Genomic DNA, 18,156 nt, shown 5'->3' with positions numbered 1-18,156 from the left:
GATGCTGCTGATCTCAAAACATTTTTTATCACGCCTATTTACAATACTAAACGTTTAGTTTATTATATGTTTGTAATTAGTGAACGAACAGTTTAGAAAATAATGATCCCAGCTGTATTGACTCATACTGAGTAGTAATTTAATACCATGTGGAGGATGATAATCATGAACATGAAAAACGATGTGCAAGCAAAACAGGTTCCCCGTTGGCTGGTTTTCCTTTTGGCTGCGGCATGCGGACTCATTGTGGCTAATCTGTACTACGCACAGACCGTAATCGGGCCGATCAGTGATACGACAGGATTGTCGTCTGCTGCGGCAGGATTAATTGTAACGTTAACGCAAATTGGTTATGTCATCGGACTGCTGTTTATCGTACCGCTCAGTGACATTATGGAGAATCGGCGGCTCGTAACTTCCTTTCTGGTATTACTGGTTGTTGCCTTGGCTGCAGCAGCGTTCTCCACTCATGCAATATTATTTCTAACGGCCTCTCTGGTTATCGGTGTAGGTTCCGTCGTTGCCCAGATTCTCGTACCCTACGCGACTTACCTTACTTCGGAAGAACAGCGCGGGCAAGTCGTAGGCAATGTCATGAGCGGCCTTCTTCTTGGCATCATGCTGGCTCGCCCGGTGGCAAGCTTCATTACGGATGCTTTTGGTTGGCAGGCTGTCTTTATCTTCTCCGCTATCGTTATTGCACTGCTCGCTCTGCTATTATCACGTGCTCTTCCTGCACGCAAGCCTCAGCCTGCAATGAAATATGGTCAGCTCATTGTTTCACTGGGTACCCTGTTTAAAACGCTGCCCATGCTGCGCCGCCGGGCGCTGTATCAGGCCAGCTTGTTTGGTGCCTTCAGTCTCTTCTGGACCACCGTACCCTTGCGGCTGGCGAATGATTTTGGCATGACTCAGCAGGGCATTGCGTGGTTTGCCCTAGCCGGGGTGGGCGGGGCCATTGCGGCTCCCATCGCGGGCAGATGGGCAGACAAAGGCCTGACCCGGATATTGACCGGGCTCGCCATAGTGATAGCTGTTCTATCCTTCGGCCTTGCGTACGTGTTCCAGGGACATTCGACTGCTGAGCTGGTTCTGCTGGTCGTTGTTGCCATTACACTCGACATGGCCGTCTCGGGCAATCTCGTTCTGGGGCAGCGCGTCATCTACTCCCTTGCTGGTGAAGCCAGAGGACGGGTAAACGGAATCTTCATGTCGATCTTCTTTATTGGAGGTGCCCTTGGTTCCTCTATCGGAAGCTGGTCTTACGCATCAGGTGGCTGGAGTCTGACGACACTGATCGGCCTGATCATGCCGCTGCTGGCCCTCGGTTACTATTTCACTGAAAAGAAACCGGGCATTGTCAGCAGCTCATAACTGTTCCCGTAACAACAGGAAGGGGCAGCCTAATCTTCGGATTAGAGCTGCCCCCTTTTTTTTCAGACCAATATAGGCAAATGCTTAGTCACATCGTACTCGACTAACGGCTCACCTGTGCGCAATCTGTGCACAAGATCGGGATTAGCAATATAAGGCCGACCGAAGGCGGCAAGATTAATGACTCCATCATTCAGACCTTCTTCTGCCGTGTGAATATCAAGATCCCCCACTCCAATAATGGTGTGCTCCCACTGTTCCCTGATCATCTCATGAAAGGTCTTCTTCCCCGCCCAGACTCTTGTATATTGATCTCTGGAAGGATGAAGAATCGTAATACCGGTCTCACGGAACAGGTTAAGATAGGCGGTAATCATGCCCGCCTTATCTGTCCACACGTAGGAAGGGTCATCATCCTTCTTCTCGGAAAATCGGATGGATATGCGATCTACGCTGATTTCCTTTTCTACTGCCAGGATGATTTCTCTCAAAAAACGTAATCTCCCCATAATCCCGCCTCCATATTCATCGGTTCTGTGATTCGTTTTCTCACTGATGAACTGATCAATTAAATATCCATGAGCTGCATGCAGCTCAATTCCATCGAATCCGGCCAGCACGGCATGACGGGCAGCGATCTGAAAATGATGAATTGTACTCTGAATATCCTGTGTGCGCATCGTTTCGGGAATCTGGTATGGCTTGTGCAACTTATGCACCTTCCCCTCAGCCTGAATACTTGAAGGCGCCTGCGGTGTTCTTCCAATGAGGTCAGAGTGGGACAATCGACCGACATGCCAGAGTTGGGCAATGATCGTCCCGCCCTGTCTGTGAACGGCCTCCGTTACCTTTTGCCATGAGATCGCTTGCTCTTCCGTATACAGGCCGGGTATGCCATACGTCCCTTTGCCAGCCAGACTGGGGTTAATCCCCTCCGTAATAATCAGACCCGCACCATCTCGTGCACGCTGCTCATAATAGGCCACCATCTCCTCTGTCACCGTACCATCCGCATCATTCGCAAATCCTCTTGTTAACGGTGCCATCACAATACGATTTCTTAGCTGCCACTGATTGATCTTAACCGGATTGAGTAAATTCAAATGATTATTCATGCCATCCCTTCTCTCATCGTAATTAAGGATATTTTAGGCTGGCTCAGACATATCGTAAAATGATTAAAATATATAGAAGTATCACTACTAGAGATATCTCATGTACATTTATTTATGATCTGAAGAGATTCCACAATCAGGAGGCAACCCATGGAATTATCCGACATCGATATCATTCTGGCCGTCGGACGGTCAGGTAAAATCTCGCAAGCCGCCAAAGAACTGAACTATGCCCAGTCTAATGTCACTACACGCATCAAAAAGCTGGAACAGGAGTACGGGGTACAACTATTCAACCGATTCCACAAGGGCGTGGTACCCACAGCCAAAGGTGAACAGTTTATTAAATATGCCGAACGTATTCACAATCTGCTGCACGACCTGGAAGAGGATATGAAGGATGTTGGGGAGCCATCCGGCACATTAAAAATCGGAATCGTGGAGACGGCTGCTTCAAGCCGCTTCATGGAAATTCTGAACGAATACCAAATTGCGCATCCAAAGGTATCCATCTCGCTAGTGAACGCCACCGCTCCAAAAGTGCTTCGCCACAAAATACAGACGAATGAGATTGATGGCGCGTTTATCAGTGGGGCCTGTGTTAAAGAAGGGTTAAGAGTGGAATATGAAATGCAAGACACTGTGCATATTATTTCTAAACGAACGGAGACACCCATTGAGAGCCTGTGCCAGGTCTCATGGGTAGTGTTCCCTCAGGGCTGCCCCTACCGTGAAATTACGGAAATGTTTTTAGAGGAAGAAGGGTTATCTGCCCGCAATATGATTGAAGTGAGTACGATGGAGAACTTGCTCAGCTGTGTAGAATCCAGCATTGCATATACGATTATGCCTTGCAGTGTGATCCACAAGAACCCGGATGCGTACGCTGTACATGATCTGGCTGAGCAGTTTACCCATACCACAACAACCTTTGTACGTGGGGAGGGGCGGTATGTCAGTACCGCATTGGATGAATTCATTAAGCTGCTGAATCAGAAATGCATTACGTTCTAAGTTCCGCGTTATACTTTCTTTAGATTTAGCCCGTATCCTTGCGTTATGGATTTCAACTTATCATTCATACGGAGGATACATATTATGAACCTGAAACATCGTTTTATTCAAAAAACAGCTGTACTCGGCCTGGCTATGGCCATGGTTGCTGGCTCCACTTCGGCAGCAGCCTCACCTATAGCCAAGGAACAGTGGGTGCAGGATCATGCCCATGAGATTACATCCCTGACCTCGGACAACTACAGTGACCTTGCCTTTCTGAAGCCATTGCTGCAGGACAAGAAAGTAGTTAGCCTGGGAGAGAACTTTCACCGGGTTGCCGAATACAGTGCCATCAAAACGCGCATGATCAAATTTTTGCATGAGGAACTCGGCTATGATGTCATTGCCTTCGAATCCGGCATGGGGGATGCAGCTGTTGCCTATGAACAAGGAGCAAACCTGACGCCTGCCCAGATGATGGAGCTGTCCATTTTCCCGATCTGGCACTCGCAGGAGACACTCGGCCTCTACGAATACATTCAGGAGCAGAGCAAGACGGATCATCCACTGATTCTGGCAGGATATGATATGCAGTTTACGACCGGGTACTTAACCCAATTTATCAGTGACTGGATTAGCAGTCTGGATCCTGCCAGAGGCAAGCAGTTCTATGCGTTTGAGATGCAGGGCATCACGGATTTGTATGCCGTCCTTAACAAATATGGTATCGACAGCGACAACAATCCCGAATTCAAGGCGGCCATTCATCAAGTGAAGGATGCTTATTCCCCGCAGTACGAGGAATTGGTTCAATGGGTCACCGAGCATAAGCAGGAACTCGTAAAGTCATTCCCGGACAACCCGAAACTGGCTGACATGATGATCCGTGTGCTGAAGGACCGGAGCAAATTTATCGAGATGGCTGCTTACGACACTCGGGAGAGTTACGAATTCCGCGACCGTGCCATGGCCGATAATCTGGAGTGGTTAATGGACGTCATGTATCCAGGTAAAAAATTCATTCTTTGGGCTCACAATGACCATCTCGCCAAGAGTACATCGACCATTCTCAATCCCCCAATCGGAAAAGGTAACGGGAACTCCGGGTTGTGGCAATCCAGCTTCAAAAGCATGGGCGAAATGATGCATGAGAAGCTGCAGGATGACATGTATGTGATCGGGCTTTATATGAATGAAGGACAAGCGAGCGAGATTTCCACAGGTCAAACGTTTGATATCTCTCCGATGCCTCGCGGCAGTCTGGAGTATACCTTAATGAAATCCGGCTACCGTAATACATACATTGATCTCTCCGAAGCCAAAGACGCTGCAGGTGCTGCAGCCTGGTTGTCCCGCCCGGTGTTTGCAGCGGAGGATGGCATGGTGGATGAAATCATTCATCCGATGTCGATGAACTTCATTCCGACTGAACAATATGATGGCATTCTGTTAATCGACAAAGTCAAAGCACCAACGACCAGCTACAAAGGCGGCTTCAAGGATCAAATGCAGCAGCAAAAGTAAGCCAGCCAATACGCTGTAAAAGGTTAACCCGTCAAAAAAGAGGCAGACATTCCCCCCTCGGGAATACCTGCCTCTTTGGCTATCTTTTTAACGCATTCAGCTGTATGCAACTCATGGTTCCTTCTGGACTTACCCGCGCAGTCGGCGAGCACTCAGTGCGTGATGACCTTGCTGCAGGAAGGTGCTGCGTGTATTCTTCATCAGCTCAATTCGGCGTTCAGCCAAACGATCTGCGGCAATATACGTTGCAATGCCTTCGGTACGGGAGGTTTCGAAAATTTTCTCCAAACTGGTGTAAATTTCTCCGATTTTGCTCCACGCACGCTCCGAGTTATAACCATTCAATTCGTCCGCGATGTTGATGACTCCACCTGCATTAATCACGTAATCCGGAGCATAAACGATACCTCTCTCATGCAAAATGTCGCCATGACGTTGTTCCAGCAGCTGGTTGTTGGCGCAGCCTGCAACCACTTTGGCTTTGAGCGTTTTGAGTGTATCGTCATTAATTGTTCCGCCCAGCGCACATGGTGCATAGATGTCACATTCAACGCCGGTAATCTCCCCCGGATCAACAGCCGTTGCCCCGAAGCGATCCACTGCTTGCTTCACGGAATCCTTATGAATATCCGTCACAATCAAGCGGGCACCTTCCTCGTACAAATACTTACACAGACTCATGGCTACATTGCCGACACCTTGAACGGCAACGGTTTTGCCTTCCAGCAGATCCGTGCCAAAGGCCTCTTTGGCCGCTGCTTTCATCCCCCTGTACACTCCCCACGCCGTAGCAGGAGATGGGTTCCCGGACGAGCCGTAGCTTGGCGATATGCCTGTTACGTAATCCGTTTCCTGATAAATCAGGTTCATGTCTTCCTCCGAGGTCCCCACGTCTTCTGCAGTTACATATCGCCCATTCAGACCTTGAATGTATCTGCCGAATGCACGGAACATCGCTTCATTCTTGTCGCGGCGCGGGTCGCCGATAATCACAGCTTTACCGCCGCCAAGATTCAAGCCGGATACGGCATTTTTATATGTCATCCCCCGCGAAAGGCGCAGTGCGTCTTCTATAGCAGCCTCTTCTGAAGCATATGTCCACATCCGAGTACCACCGAGTGCAGGGCCGAGTGTTGTATCGTGAATGGCGATGATCGCCTTTAACCCGGAAGCTTTGTCCTGACACAGGACCAGTTCCTCATAATCATGCTGCTCCATTACTTCAAACCAACTCATGTTTAACCGTCTCCTCCAACCATTTTTGCGAGTAATCCACAAGGCTTCTGTATCTTTGCCATCCTCTATTGTACCTAGATAATCTCAGAATGTGCAAAATCACATCACGATGTAAGACGATTACGAAGCTAGGAAGCCTCCTATCGCCTTTCGTTAATGAATGGTCTCAACGACATTTATGGGATGCAAATCCCCGTCCACGGCAAAAGAAGCTTGTCCCGTTTCCTCGGAAACAACCAGTACTACGGCATCTGTCAATTCACTTAGCCCCAGAGCGGCACGGTGGCGTGTACCCATTTTACGTTCCCCTGCTGCAGCCTGGGACAATGGGAGGACATTGCCTGCGGAGACAATCTGGTTGCCGCGGACCAGAACTGCCCCATCATGCAGCGGTGCACCGGGGATAAAAAGGGATTCAAGCAGCGCATGGGTCACTCGCGCATCCACAGCAACACCCGAATGAAGTATAGGTTCAAGAGGGATTTCACGTTCTATAACGATAAGAGCACCATATCTGCGATCAGACAGATGCTGTACACTTGCCGTCAGCTCAGCGAATTTTTCAGTAAAGGGAGACAGGTAACAATCCAGATAAAAGGAAGAGGCGAGCACCTCAATCTGCTTGATCTCGGTACGAATCTCAGCGAATTGCGCGAGCAGACAGACACTGTCATTGTCAAAACGGGTCAATGTCCGATTCATGCGATCCGCTACACGATGCAAATCTTCCTTCAGCCTCTGTCTCATGGTCGAACTGTCACAGTCTGCTTGCCGGGTCATTATTTACCGCCTCTCCTTCTGGATTGATGCCAACATAGTTAACCTATACGTTTCCCGCGGTACGATTCATTTATACCGGTCAGAACCTTGTCATGTTTCAGCAAATAGGAAAGCCTGTTTGCAACGTTAGCGTCACAAACAGGCTTCCGACAGCCAAGCAGCTCATTAAGATTCTACCTTAAGGTGTAACGGCGCCATATGAACCTTTCTTGAACGTCGTTGGATCGTACCACTTATATCCTGCAGCCGGAGCAGACCATGGCTCAAGCTGTGGTTCTGTGGAGTTAGCCGGAGTCTCTATGGCAAGCAGGCTCGTCGGTGTGTCCAATGTCAGGCCAGATACCTGCGACAGACTCGTATAGCTTTCTTTTACCGCAAGCCATTTTACCGTGTTGACCAGGAACGTGCCATCGTCCACTTCCTTGAATCCGTCATAGGTTTTCTTGGAGGCTCCCGTTTCTTCTCGCAAATATTTCGGAGTCGCATCTTCCACCGGTGAGGAATCGCCGATAAATGCGGCTTTGCCTGCACCTACCTTGGCAATGGCCGCATATGCGCCTTCAGCACGCCCACCGCCATTGTACACGCCCTGATCCACGGCGCTGCTCCATTTGGATACGCCGCTTGGCACATAAACCAATCCCTTGGCTTTGTTCGGATCAATGATGGCCAAGGTAGATCCGGCATGCATCGCCACCGCATTGACACCACTTGTAATTCCGAATGACTGTGATGGAGCCACAATATCGGTGGCATTGACGTCACCCAGTGCATTGTAGCGGAAACGGATACCGAAGTTGCTTGCCAGCCAGTCAGAGCTCGTAACTCCCTGCATCGCTGGAGATTCGGCTTCCGCCGAGGACATGCCTTTGGCCGGGTTCAGGAATGCTCCACGGCGGTATCCGTTAAACACCTCGGAGGAATCCCAGCGGTTTTTGTTTCGGTCTGCATTATAGTGATCGGAGATGAAAAAGACGCTGCCCCCGTTCTGTACGTATTGCAGCAGGGCAGCCTGCTCCGTGGCTTTAAACGGCACGTTGGCTTCGCCGATGACGAAGACATCATAATCTTTTAATGTATTGTAGGTAATGGCCTGCTCACCAAAAGTATACGGGATGCTGCGTTCAAGCTGATCCACGGCAAAGCCTGCGTTTCGAAGCCCATTCGCGAAGTCTGAAAATGCCCCATCAATGATCCAGTCTGCTGCACCAGCTGTCTGGGCATGGGTATTATCGAACAATACCTTCTTGCCTGTACCATCAGGCAGTGTCGTCCCTGGGCCCGGTTCTGGGTCAGGATTGGTTGTTCCGGTAGAGAGTGTAATGGAGGTTGGGTTTTTGAGTCCTGCATAGCTGTTGTATGCACCAAGTGTTCCGGTTACGATGACCTTTTTGCCTACAAGGCTCGGATTGGTAGCAAGTCCATACTGTGAGCGGAAAGAAGAGGAAACTTGTACGTCCAACAATTTTGCGTTGGCCTTCTCTGACGGAGAATCCGCAATCAGGAAGTTAAAATCATTGGCGTAAGGAGATGTAAACTTGGCTGTAAGTGAGCCGGTAGCATGTCCAACAATATAACCTTCTACCGTCGCCGTTCCTCCACCACTCTGAGCAGCTATAGCCTGCGATACAGTAAGCGGTGCTGCCGCAGCTTGTACCGGACCTTGTGAACCTGGCCCCAGCAGTGCTGTTGCCGTCAGAATGAAAATTAGGAATGCCCCGATCCAGTGCTGCCACAACGCCTTCTTCATGTTCTCCTTCTCCTCCTCAGATTACCTTTTAATGGGTTGTCCACTTTAATTTAATCCTTCACATGATGAATTCCTCTTTGTTTATGTAAAATTTTTGAAAAAAGTTTGCTCCGCTTCCTGACTGCCCATACTGTTTACCAAAAGCATGATAAAGGAGAACATGTACCATGAGATTTGTATTTTTGCTGCTTCTGATCATTGTCCCGCTCGTGATGGTCTTTCTGGCTCTTCGTTCCCGAACGATCATAAAGTTATTCCATGCCTTGGCTCTTATATGTTTCTATAGTGCCGACACGGTCATTGCCGGAGATGTGTATGCCACCAATGCACATATGACTACATTTACAACCGAAATTCATCATTTTCTGCTGAATGGCTGGTTCCTCTATCCGTCGGCTTATTTGGGCGTGTACATTCCGTTTCTGTTATGGATCAGTCTTTTTTCGAAAAAAAATATTGATTAATTGGTTTCTCAACATTGCTTTTTCGCTGTATTCGTAGCATAATAAATGTATACGTGATAATGATTATCATTCTTGAGGTTGTCTCTTATTCACAATTGAAATTTACATGAATTACCGATCATATAGCTAAAGGGGAACGAACATCAAATGAATACAACACTGCAAAAGACTTCACTGCAGCTTGACGATTATCTGGATCTTCTGAACCTGGCCATCACCTTGGGTGATACGAAGTGGCAGAAGGAAATTGTCCGCAAGTTGGCTTATACTTATCCTGCGGTTACATGCAAACAACCACAATAACACCTTTTCAATAACTCGTGAGGGATTCAGATCTGAATCGGCTTCATGAGTTATTTTTTTGTTATAATGATCCAATCGATACAGGTAAATTGAACTTAATCATCGCCCAGGGGAGTGAATGGCATGTTAGCAGAGACAGAACGACTGATTTTACGAGAGATTGGCTTGGACGACTGGGAAAGTATACATACGTACACCATTTCACCTGAAGTAACCAAGTACACAGCTTGGGGACCCAACACAGAACAGGATACCACTGCGTACATCGAACAGGTTCTGCAATCGCAACAGGAACAGCCTAGATCCCAATTTGACCTTGCTGTCTGCCTGAAAACTGATGGAACGCTGGTTGGCAGCGTTGGCATATACAAGGAGGGGACCAATGCGGAGATGGGATATGTGATGAATCCACAGTATCAGGGTAGAGGCTATGCCGCCGAGGCAAGTCAAGCACTGCTGGGTTGGGCCTTTAATACCCTTGGTGTACATCGGATCTACGCCAAATGCCGGCCGAATAACAAAGCATCCGAGCGAGTCATGCAGAAGATCGGCATGGAGTACGAAGGCCTCATGCGGGAGCATTGGTTTTACAAAGGGGCATTTCACGATTCGTTGGTCTATTCGATCCTCGCCAGGGAATATGCTCAACTCCAAAAAGCCGATATCGGTTAATACCGATATCAGCTTTTTTCTTCTCCGTAACGACCCCAATCGCCAGTGAAGATTGATCTGTGATCCATGACCATGGTGAGACTAAAGGCGGCATAACTCTGCTGGACAGCTCGGGAACGTAGGACACCCACACATGCAGCGCAATGCGGCTAGATCGCGAATCATCAGTTTGCCATCCAGTGTGTCCAGTGTCCCCTGTTCTTTCCAGGCCCCCAGCATCCGTGTAACACTCTCCCGAGTAGCTCCAATCATCTCCGCAAGCTCCGTATGGTTCAGCTTCATCTCAAGTACGATCCCCTCAGGAGTGATTTTGCCATACGAGTTGCTTGCACGGATCAGTGTCGAAGCCAAAGCCCCAGCCTTGCCATAGAGCAGCAGATCCCGGAAACGCGATTGGGTAATCCGCTGTGAAAGTGCCATCCATTGCAGGAATTTTAAGGCAAGGTCCCCATGTTTGCTAAGCACGCTTTCCAGATCACTGAGCGAGATGATCGCGAGTTCGCCTTTCTCCGTCATCTCTGCACTGTAGCTGTGATTCTGGCCGCCAATGCCACCAAATTCCCCGATCAGGTCCCCTTTTTGCTGAATCGACAAAATGATTTCCTTGCCATCTTCCGTCGATTTGGTCATTTTCACGCGTCCCGAACGAATGTAGTACAGATATCCGGCTTCATCGCCTTCCAGAAAGAGACTATACCCCGACTTCACCCGTTTGGGCTGCATTTTTTCCTCAATCCAGGCCCACTGTTCAGCTGTTACGAACGAAAGTATTCCACCTGTCTCTCGTGTCATTTTGCTTCCCTCCGTTTTACGTTCTGTCGCTTGGGTTGTTCTTTCTGTAAATATCGTACCCATCACTTTCGTCCCCCTCGTGTTTCCTTATGAATCTATCTTATCGCGAAACTGGCGTGAACGTTATCGGGGGATTACCTGAACCTGGCTGAGAAATTCCCTGAATTTGCTGTGAGAAAAGTCACATCCTATGAAGGCAACCGCATGTTGTGATATGGTAAAGTTCTTGCTGTGTGCGGATTGAGGCCGTACGTTAACCAAGATCAGTATTTTGCAGAACCGAAATCGGGGAATTCCCTGAATTACAACTCAGACGAATGAGACTACAATAGAACTACCGTATAAACTTATATTTCAGGACACCTTGGTCAAAGGTTAACCATATCCATGTCACCAGGTCTAATCTAATGGTGTAATTCCAAAAAGGAAGTGTCTCTCATGCACGATGAACTCCCTTCCGGCATTCAGGAGATGATCCATAATCTGCGCCTGAACACATCCACTGATTTTTGCGGACTGGCCTATCTCTCGGGGCCCATGCTGCGCTGGAAGTACACTTCCGGTGCAACCAATGATCGCGTTACACGGATGGAGATGCGTCCCGGACAAGATCTTGTGGGCACTGCTCTACGGACAGGCCGCACGTCTCTGTCGGACGAAGGTACCACAAATGCCAGTACACCCGGCCGTTGTCCGTTGATGATCGCAGAGCGGCTGTTATGCGCCATCGCCGTGCCTGTGTTCCTGGAGAGCAGCATCCCTGGTGCCGTGCTGCTTGTTGGCAGCAGGCAGCCATGTACGTTCTCACCGGACACGGTCAGGGAAGCAGAGCTGGCGGCCAGAGCAGCTGCAGCGAGCCATTCACAGCTAAGCAGGCCCGGCGTAAATCATGCAGAAAAGCTATTCAGAGATTAAAGCTCTGAATAGCTTTTTTTGGTATCATGAAGAGAGAACCAGGAAGCGGACAGGGGGAATATGTAGTGATTCAACTATTGGTTGTGGATGATCATGTCGTTGTGCGTTCCGGGCTGATCGCTCTGCTCGACGGCAAGAATGATATCCGGATCGTGGGGGATGCAGCAGATGGTGATGAGGCCATTGCCAAGGCTAAGGAATTGAAACCGGATGTGGTATTGATGGATTTTAGCATGCCACCAGGCAAGGACGGATTGACTGCTACCGCAGAATTGAAAAAGTTAATGCCTGACGTGGCCATTTTAATTCTGACCATGCATGACGATGAAGAGTATCTGTTCCGTGCAATTCATGCCGGAGCTTCAGGATATATTCTCAAAAGCGCACCGCACGAGGAACTTCTGGCAGCCATTCGCTCCGTAGCAGAGGGCAGTGCTTATCTGTATCCCAGTGCTACCAAACGGCTGATGAGTGAATACCTGGACAAGTCCAAGCAGGAAAACGCCGGGCCGTATGACACACTTTCCGAACGGGAGAAAGAGATATTGTCCTGGATCGCCAAGGGTTACGCCAACAAGGAAATTGCCGAGCACCTGGTCATCAGTGTCAAAACGGTCGAATCCCACAAAAGCAACCTGATGGATAAGCTGGGCCTGCGGACCAGACCTGAACTCGTCAAGTTTGCCATGAAAAAGGGGTTGCTGAACTTTGAGTAGCGCACGTGAGAACAGACTTAGCGGACTGGCCGAGCAGCCTGTACTGCAGCTGCTGGATGAACTGGACAATCATATCACCAATGATGAATTCCGCAGCAGGCTGAAAGGTTCGCTGCATCAGCTAAGCGATCTGAAGTTTGCATTGGATGAATCCTCCATCGTTGCCCTCACGGACCGTAAAGGGAAGATACAGTATGTCAACGATAAATTCTGCGAAATTTCGCAATATGACCGGGAAGAATTGATCGGTCAGGACCACCGGATTATCAATTCGGGATACCACGGCAAAACGTTCATGAAAACCCTGTGGGAAACCATCTCTTCAGGGCGAGTATGGAACGGAGAGATTCGTAACCGTGCGAAGGATGGCAGCCACTACTGGGTGAATACAACGATTGTGCCTTTTCTCGACAATGACGGAGAACCATATCAATACCTGGCAGTACGCAGCGAAGTGACGAAGCTGAAACGGGTCGAAGCTGAATTGCAGACGATGATGACCCAGGTCATGAACATTCAGGAGGAGGAGCGCCGCCGGATATCCCGTGAGCTGCATGACGGAATCGGACAGAGTCTCTTCTCGCTCGTGATTCAGATCGATCAGCTGCTGGCGGACAAGCCTCATTCCGGTGTGGAAGCGCTGCGTAAGCAAGTCACGGGGATTATGGAAGAAGTCCGTGGCATGGCCTGGGAACTCAGACCTTCCGTGCTGGATGATCTGGGCGTCGTTCCGGCCATCCGGACTTACATTGAGAACTATACCCGCCACTACGGTATCGAAGTCGATCTGGAATGCAACCTGCGCAGACGGCTGGAGATGAATCGGGAGATCGCCATGTACCGGATTATCCAGGAGGCACTTACCAATGTCGCCAAGTATGCCGATGTAGCCGAAGCACAGGTGACGGTAGAAGATTCCCAGGAGGGCACCGTCGTAACGATTTCGGACCAAGGTGCTGGATTCAATATACAAACAGCAGGTCAGGGTGTCGGACTGTTCAGCATGGAAGAACGTGCTCGTGGAGCAGGAGGAACGTTAACGTTATCGTCTGAGCCTGGTGAGGGTACATGCATTACATTTCACCTTCCCAGAGGTATATAGAATGGAACCACTGTGTGGCTAGTCCTATACGCACAATCTACAATATCAAGAAAGAGAGCTGCTCTCGGTTTTATTCCAAGAGCGGCCTTTTTGCGTTCCAATTTTGGTGCCAATGACAAAATGAAAGCCATTAATCGGATAAATTTAATATAATGGATAAATAGGTTGACTCGAATTACGATTCGTCATTAAAATATGAATGCTGCATGCAAAATGCATTTTTGAAGGTTTACATTTTAGATTCCACATAGAGAATGAAAAGGATGATCAATCATGTCAGATAAACGCTCCTCTAAAGGAGGAGAGATCCCGCAAATGTATAACCTGGACGCGATCGATCGGAAAATCATAGCCGCCCTGCATCAGAACAGCCGTATATCCTATACGGATCTGGGCGCACAGATTGGACTGTCACGTGTAGCGGTTCAGGCTCGCATCAATGCTTTATCCGAAAAGGGCATTATTGAACGGTTCACGGTTGTTATTAACCCGGGTAAGGTTGGGCTTCAGGTCTCTGCCTTTTTTAATGTGGATGTGGAGCCGCCCTTCCTTGATGAAGTGGCCGAGAGACTGGACGAGGAACCAGCGGTCACCAGCCTCTATCATATGACGGGCCCCAGCACACTGCACATGCACGGCATTTTTGCGGACATGGAAGAGATGGAGCAGTTTCTGCTGGAGAAGCTCTATAAGATGCCTGGCATTGTGAAGGTCGAATCACAGTTGTTATTGAAACGATATAAAAGCCGAATGGGCATGAGACTGTAGGAGGAAAACAGCATGAGTTGGAAAGATTACACCGGTCTTGTTACGGGTATGGTACGAACCGGGATATTAGGTTATGGCGGTGGTCCTTCAGTTATTCCGTTGATTCGTTATGAAGCCGTCACCCGTTATCAATGGGTTACTGATGAGGAATTCGGCGAAATTTTGGCCATAGCCAATGCCCTGCCCGGTCCGATTGCAACCAAGATGGCTGCTTACCTCGGTTACAAAACCAAAGGTGTGCTCGGCGCCATCGTATCTGTGCTGGCACACATTTTACCCACAAGCATCGCCATCATCGCCCTGCTTGGCTCCATGTACGCACTGCGTGAGTCGAAGATCGTAGCAGGCATGGTAGCGGCTGTGCGCCCCGTGATCTTTGTAATGCTGGGCATGATGGCTTATGAATTCGCCAAAAAAGCATGGTCCGGACTCGGCAAAACCTTTGCCGTCCTGTTTGGTGTCATTGCGTTTGTGTTATTGCAGCTGCTGAATATTCATCCAGGCATTGTTATCGCCGTCTTCCTGGGTTATGGCGTATTCCACCTGGATCTGGTTCAGTGCTACAAGTCCAAACGCAGCTCCGACAAGGGGGTGTCCTAAACGATGCTTCAAACATGGTGGGAATTGTTTTGGGGATTTTTCGTAGCTAATATTTTGGGATACGGGGGCGGCCCTGCTTCCATCCCGCTCATGCAGGAAGAAGTGGTGAACCATTATCAGTGGATGACCACAGAGCAATTTGGCGATGTACTCGCCATCGGGAATGCGCTCCCTGGTCCAATCGCTACCAAGATTGCCGCATTTGTCGGTTATCAGGTGGCCGGCTGGTTCGGAGCGTTTATCGCCAGTTTTGCCACGATTGTACCGTCTGCTGCCGCGCTGATCCTGCTGCTCCGTTTGCTCAACAAGCATCGTACATCGCCGAAAGTCAAAGGAATGACGCTGCTTGTGCAGCCAGTTATTGCGGTGCTTATGATTCTGCTCACATGGGAATTCGGCCAAGTATCCACCGACTCCATCGGGATCTGGCAGACACTGATCATTGCGGGGATCTCCTTATGGGTCATGACCAAGACCAAACTGCATCCAGCTATTTTAATTGTTATCGCTTTTGCTTATGGTGCCTTGGTTCTGTCTCATACGATGTAATCCGTTGATGGAGAAAATATCATTGTTTATACCAAAAAAACGGTGGTGTCAGCATCTAAGCTGGCATCACCGTTTTCTGTTTACATCTCACCTTCAAGGCAAGTTTTAAGTTTTATTTCGCTTCAACAACGATGGTCACTTTTGTTTTCACGCCAGCATAACTCACCGTGATTGTCGCTTTACCTTTACCGTTAGCCTGGATGATCCCATCCTTCACCGACGCTGTTGCAATACGGGAGGACTTCCAGAGTGCCGGTTTGGAGACATTTGCTTCACTGCCATCTGCATACGTAGCCGTTGCTACAACAGTAACCTTATCCCCTGGTTTCATGGTCAGGGTAACTTTATCGGTTTGCAGATATTTCAATGTGTCTACATCGATAGCCACGGTTACGGATTTGCTGCCGTATTTGGCTGTAACTTTTGCTTTACCTGAACCAACCGCTTTTATTTTACCTTTGGTTACCTGAGCTACTTTGTAGCTGTTGGTTTTCCATTCGGCTTTGTCGGTTACATCGCGTTCGCTACCGTCATTAAAATACGCCACAACGGTAATATCAGCTGTCTCGCCAGATTTCAGAGATACGGCTGGCTCTGATGCTTCAATGCGGGCAATGACATCCACCTCAATGGCAATCGTAACCTTTTGGGAGCCATATTCTGCTGTGATGTTCACTTTACCGCTACCATTTGCTGTTACCAAACCTTTTTTAACATCAGCTACCCGAGCATTGCTCGTTTTCCAAGTTGCTTCTGAAGTTACATCCAGCGTATTACCGTCTTCATCTGTACCCGTCAGAGTAATCTGCTGTGTTTCTTTGGAAGCCAGTGCGATAAAGTTTACGTCTGCTTCGAGGCCGCTTGCCATACCAACCTCAACAGACATGGTCAGTGTTTTTCCATCCACTTTAGCGGTAATGGTTGCTTTGCCGACAGCAATCCCCTTTACTTCGCCATCCTTGGACACTTCGGCAACCTTATCACTGCTGCTGCTCCATTCCACATCTTCAGTAACAACTTTGGATGTGTTGCCATATACAGCTAGAACCTCTGCAGTAAAGGTATCACCCACACCGATAGATTTTTTCTTGTTTTGCATTTCATATTTGTCCGGCACATCTACACTTACAGTGATTTTGACCGTTTTGCCGCCATAAGCCACTGTAATGGTTGCCTGTCCCGATTTGTAAGCCGTAAGTTTACCTGCAGATACATAAACGATATCTTCATCGCTTGAAGTCCATGTTGCTTTGGATGTCACGTTCTCCGTGCTTCCATCCACATACTCCGCATTGACCGTAAGTTCTTTTTCTTTTGTTCCGGTCAAACTCATCGCCAGTTTATCTTCAACGTCTACAACGTCCAGATAACGAGCGGTGTCTACATCTACCGTAATTTCAACGGTTTTACCACTGTAGCTGGCTTTAACTGTAGTTGTACCTTGGCCAATGGCTGTAATTTGACCTTTATATACAGTAGCAACCTTTTCGTTACTGGATGTCCACACTGCCGTATTGGTTACATCTGCGTCTGAGCTATCCGGATAGATTGCCGTCAACGTAAGCTGTTTGGAGCGATCCGTATTGCTTAATTTGAAGAATAACTTTTGCTCGTCGACCTTCAGATTGCTTGTCCGGTCAACGTCTACATCGATTGAAACGGTTTTTGTACCGTATTTAGCTGTGATTACAGCAGATCCCGCGGCATAACCTGTGATGGTACCCTTCAGCACATCAGCAACTTTCTCATCACTGGAACTCCAATCAGCAAGAGAAGTTACATCCATGGTCGTTCCATCCGGATATGTTGCTGTCAAAACGACTTTGTCGCTTTTGTTCAACAAGAGGTTTACTTGCTTTTTATCTGTATCGATTCGCTTCACGACTTCGACGTTTACCTCAACGGTAACGGATTGTTTTCCTACCTTACCTGTAATTAATGCCGTACCCGCGCTTTGTCCGGTAACTTTACCGTTAACTACAGTTGCTACCTGATCGTCATCAGAAGACCATTCTGCGATATCGGATACGGATTCAGAACTGTTATCACTGTAAGTAGCAGTCAGTGTAATCTGCTCGGATTCACCTTTACGAATATCAATGGTTTGCTTGTCTTTGGTCAACGCCTTAACCTTTTTGGTGACGTTCACCTGAATGGATTGTGGCTTATTTTCATAGGATACGATGACTGTTGCCTGTCCCTCACCTTTGGCTGTAATTGTTCCGTTATATACCGTAGCCACTGCAGTGTCATCACTGCTCCAGCTTGCATTCACTGTAATATTGCTTGTTGAAGCATCCGTATAGACTCCTGTAGCTGTTACAGAACTGGATTCTCCCACTTCAAGCGCCACTTCATTTTTGGAAACCACTATTTTGGACAGTTCCTTATCTGCCGCAGCGGCCAAGCCTACGTTGGAAATACTCAGCACGAATACCAGCATCATCACCATGTACTTGGTCAATCTTGGCTTTAACATCATTTCCCCCCGATTATCATC

General features: G+C 48.5%; 18 protein-coding genes. 12 read left to right on the top strand and 6 right to left on the bottom strand.

Going from position 1 to position 18,156, the window contains the following annotated elements:
• The first annotated feature begins 165 nt into the window (after nucleotides 1-165).
• Nucleotides 166-1,374 carry an MFS transporter gene (locus F4V51_RS01950; RefSeq protein ID WP_416226504.1) on the top strand — a complete coding sequence of 403 codons (1,209 nt, stop codon included), beginning with the start codon at nucleotides 166-168 and terminating at the stop codon, nucleotides 1,372-1,374.
• Between the two features lie 62 nt (nucleotides 1,375-1,436).
• Here the strand turns inward: F4V51_RS01950 and F4V51_RS01945 are convergent, their stop codons facing one another.
• Nucleotides 1,437-2,489: an oxidoreductase gene (locus F4V51_RS01945; protein ID WP_153976628.1), complete on the bottom strand. Its 1,053-nt coding sequence runs from the start codon at nucleotides 2,487-2,489 to the stop codon at nucleotides 1,437-1,439.
• Between the two features lie 150 nt (nucleotides 2,490-2,639).
• Here F4V51_RS01945 and F4V51_RS01940 point away from each other — a divergent pair, with 150 nt between their 5' ends.
• Together F4V51_RS01940 and F4V51_RS01935 are read left to right on the top strand one after the other, a co-directional pair.
• Nucleotides 2,640-3,503 (top strand): LysR family transcriptional regulator, encoded by an 864-nt coding sequence (locus tag F4V51_RS01940; protein ID WP_153976627.1) that lies wholly within the window; start codon nucleotides 2,640-2,642, stop codon nucleotides 3,501-3,503.
• An 84-nt stretch (nucleotides 3,504-3,587) separates the two neighbouring features.
• Nucleotides 3,588-5,009 (top strand): erythromycin esterase family protein, encoded by a 1,422-nt coding sequence (locus F4V51_RS01935; protein WP_153976626.1) that lies wholly within the window; start codon nucleotides 3,588-3,590, stop codon nucleotides 5,007-5,009.
• Between the two features lie 129 nt (nucleotides 5,010-5,138).
• Here F4V51_RS01935 and F4V51_RS01930 read toward each other — a convergent pair whose 3' ends face one another.
• The 3 genes from F4V51_RS01930 to F4V51_RS01920 form a co-directional block, all read right to left on the bottom strand.
• Complete coding sequence (locus tag F4V51_RS01930) at nucleotides 5,139-6,245, bottom strand: Glu/Leu/Phe/Val family dehydrogenase (RefSeq protein ID WP_153976625.1); 1,107 nt, start codon at nucleotides 6,243-6,245, stop codon at nucleotides 5,139-5,141.
• A gap of 153 nt (nucleotides 6,246-6,398) precedes the next feature.
• Complete coding sequence (gene cdaS, locus F4V51_RS01925; protein ID WP_153976624.1) at nucleotides 6,399-7,025, bottom strand: sporulation-specific diadenylate cyclase CdaS; 627 nt, start codon at nucleotides 7,023-7,025, stop codon at nucleotides 6,399-6,401.
• A gap of 178 nt (nucleotides 7,026-7,203) precedes the next feature.
• Entirely contained in the window at nucleotides 7,204-8,775 is a 1,572-nt protein-coding gene (locus F4V51_RS01920) for a DUF6359 domain-containing protein (protein WP_153976623.1), read from the bottom strand.
• 167 nt (nucleotides 8,776-8,942) lie between these two features.
• On the opposite strand from F4V51_RS01920, the gene F4V51_RS01915 reads away from it, so the two are divergent.
• The 3 genes from F4V51_RS01915 to F4V51_RS01910 all read left to right on the top strand — a co-directional run bounded on the left by F4V51_RS01915 (nucleotide 8,943) and on the right by F4V51_RS01910 (nucleotide 10,214).
• Nucleotides 8,943-9,239: a hypothetical protein gene (locus F4V51_RS01915; protein ID WP_153976622.1), complete on the top strand. Its 297-nt coding sequence runs from the start codon at nucleotides 8,943-8,945 to the stop codon at nucleotides 9,237-9,239.
• Between the two features lie 147 nt (nucleotides 9,240-9,386).
• The gene (locus F4V51_RS28775) at nucleotides 9,387-9,542 is read left to right on the top strand and encodes a hypothetical protein (protein ID WP_167301678.1); all 156 of its coding nucleotides are present in this window, start codon (nucleotides 9,387-9,389) and stop codon (nucleotides 9,540-9,542) included.
• Between the two features lie 123 nt (nucleotides 9,543-9,665).
• Complete coding sequence (locus F4V51_RS01910; RefSeq protein ID WP_153976621.1) at nucleotides 9,666-10,214, top strand: GNAT family N-acetyltransferase; 549 nt, start codon at nucleotides 9,666-9,668, stop codon at nucleotides 10,212-10,214.
• 81 nt (nucleotides 10,215-10,295) lie between these two features.
• Here F4V51_RS01910 and F4V51_RS01905 read toward each other — a convergent pair whose 3' ends face one another.
• The gene (locus tag F4V51_RS01905; protein ID WP_236146676.1) at nucleotides 10,296-11,069 is read right to left on the bottom strand and encodes a Crp/Fnr family transcriptional regulator; all 774 of its coding nucleotides are present in this window, start codon (nucleotides 11,067-11,069) and stop codon (nucleotides 10,296-10,298) included.
• Nucleotides 11,070-11,444: 375 nt separating this feature from the next.
• On the opposite strand from F4V51_RS01905, the gene F4V51_RS01900 reads away from it, so the two are divergent.
• The 6 genes from F4V51_RS01900 to F4V51_RS01875 all read left to right on the top strand — a co-directional run bounded on the left by F4V51_RS01900 (nucleotide 11,445) and on the right by F4V51_RS01875 (nucleotide 15,656).
• Complete coding sequence (locus F4V51_RS01900) at nucleotides 11,445-11,921, top strand: GAF domain-containing protein (RefSeq protein ID WP_153976620.1); 477 nt, start codon at nucleotides 11,445-11,447, stop codon at nucleotides 11,919-11,921.
• A 65-nt stretch (nucleotides 11,922-11,986) separates the two neighbouring features.
• Nucleotides 11,987-12,637: a response regulator gene (locus tag F4V51_RS01895; protein ID WP_153976619.1), complete on the top strand. Its 651-nt coding sequence runs from the start codon at nucleotides 11,987-11,989 to the stop codon at nucleotides 12,635-12,637.
• Complete coding sequence (locus F4V51_RS01890) at nucleotides 12,630-13,739, top strand: PAS domain-containing sensor histidine kinase (protein WP_153976618.1); 1,110 nt, start codon at nucleotides 12,630-12,632, stop codon at nucleotides 13,737-13,739. Before F4V51_RS01895 ends, F4V51_RS01890 begins: the two co-directional genes overlap by 8 nt.
• A gap of 273 nt (nucleotides 13,740-14,012) precedes the next feature.
• The gene (locus F4V51_RS01885; RefSeq protein ID WP_095291574.1) at nucleotides 14,013-14,507 is read left to right on the top strand and encodes a chromate efflux transcriptional regulator ChrS; all 495 of its coding nucleotides are present in this window, start codon (nucleotides 14,013-14,015) and stop codon (nucleotides 14,505-14,507) included.
• Nucleotides 14,508-14,519: 12 nt separating this feature from the next.
• Nucleotides 14,520-15,107 carry a chromate efflux transporter ChrB gene (locus F4V51_RS01880; protein WP_153976617.1) on the top strand — a complete coding sequence of 196 codons (588 nt, stop codon included), beginning with the start codon at nucleotides 14,520-14,522 and terminating at the stop codon, nucleotides 15,105-15,107.
• A gap of 3 nt (nucleotides 15,108-15,110) precedes the next feature.
• A complete protein-coding gene (locus F4V51_RS01875; RefSeq protein ID WP_095291571.1) occupies nucleotides 15,111-15,656 on the top strand; it encodes a chromate efflux transporter ChrA in 546 nt (181 codons plus the stop codon).
• A 112-nt stretch (nucleotides 15,657-15,768) separates the two neighbouring features.
• Here the strand turns inward: F4V51_RS01875 and F4V51_RS01870 are convergent, their stop codons facing one another.
• On the bottom strand, nucleotides 15,769-18,138 hold the full coding sequence (locus tag F4V51_RS01870; RefSeq protein WP_236146675.1) for an Ig-like domain-containing protein: 2,370 nt from the start codon (nucleotides 18,136-18,138) through the stop codon (nucleotides 15,769-15,771).
• Nucleotides 18,139-18,156: the final 18 nt, after the last annotated feature.

Origin of the sequence: Paenibacillus xylanilyticus (genome assembly GCF_009664365.1) — a bacterium.
In the GTDB taxonomy this organism is placed as follows: Bacteria; Bacillota; Bacilli; order Paenibacillales; family Paenibacillaceae; genus Paenibacillus; species Paenibacillus xylanilyticus_A.
This window is presented reverse-complemented; position numbering and strand designations above follow the sequence as displayed.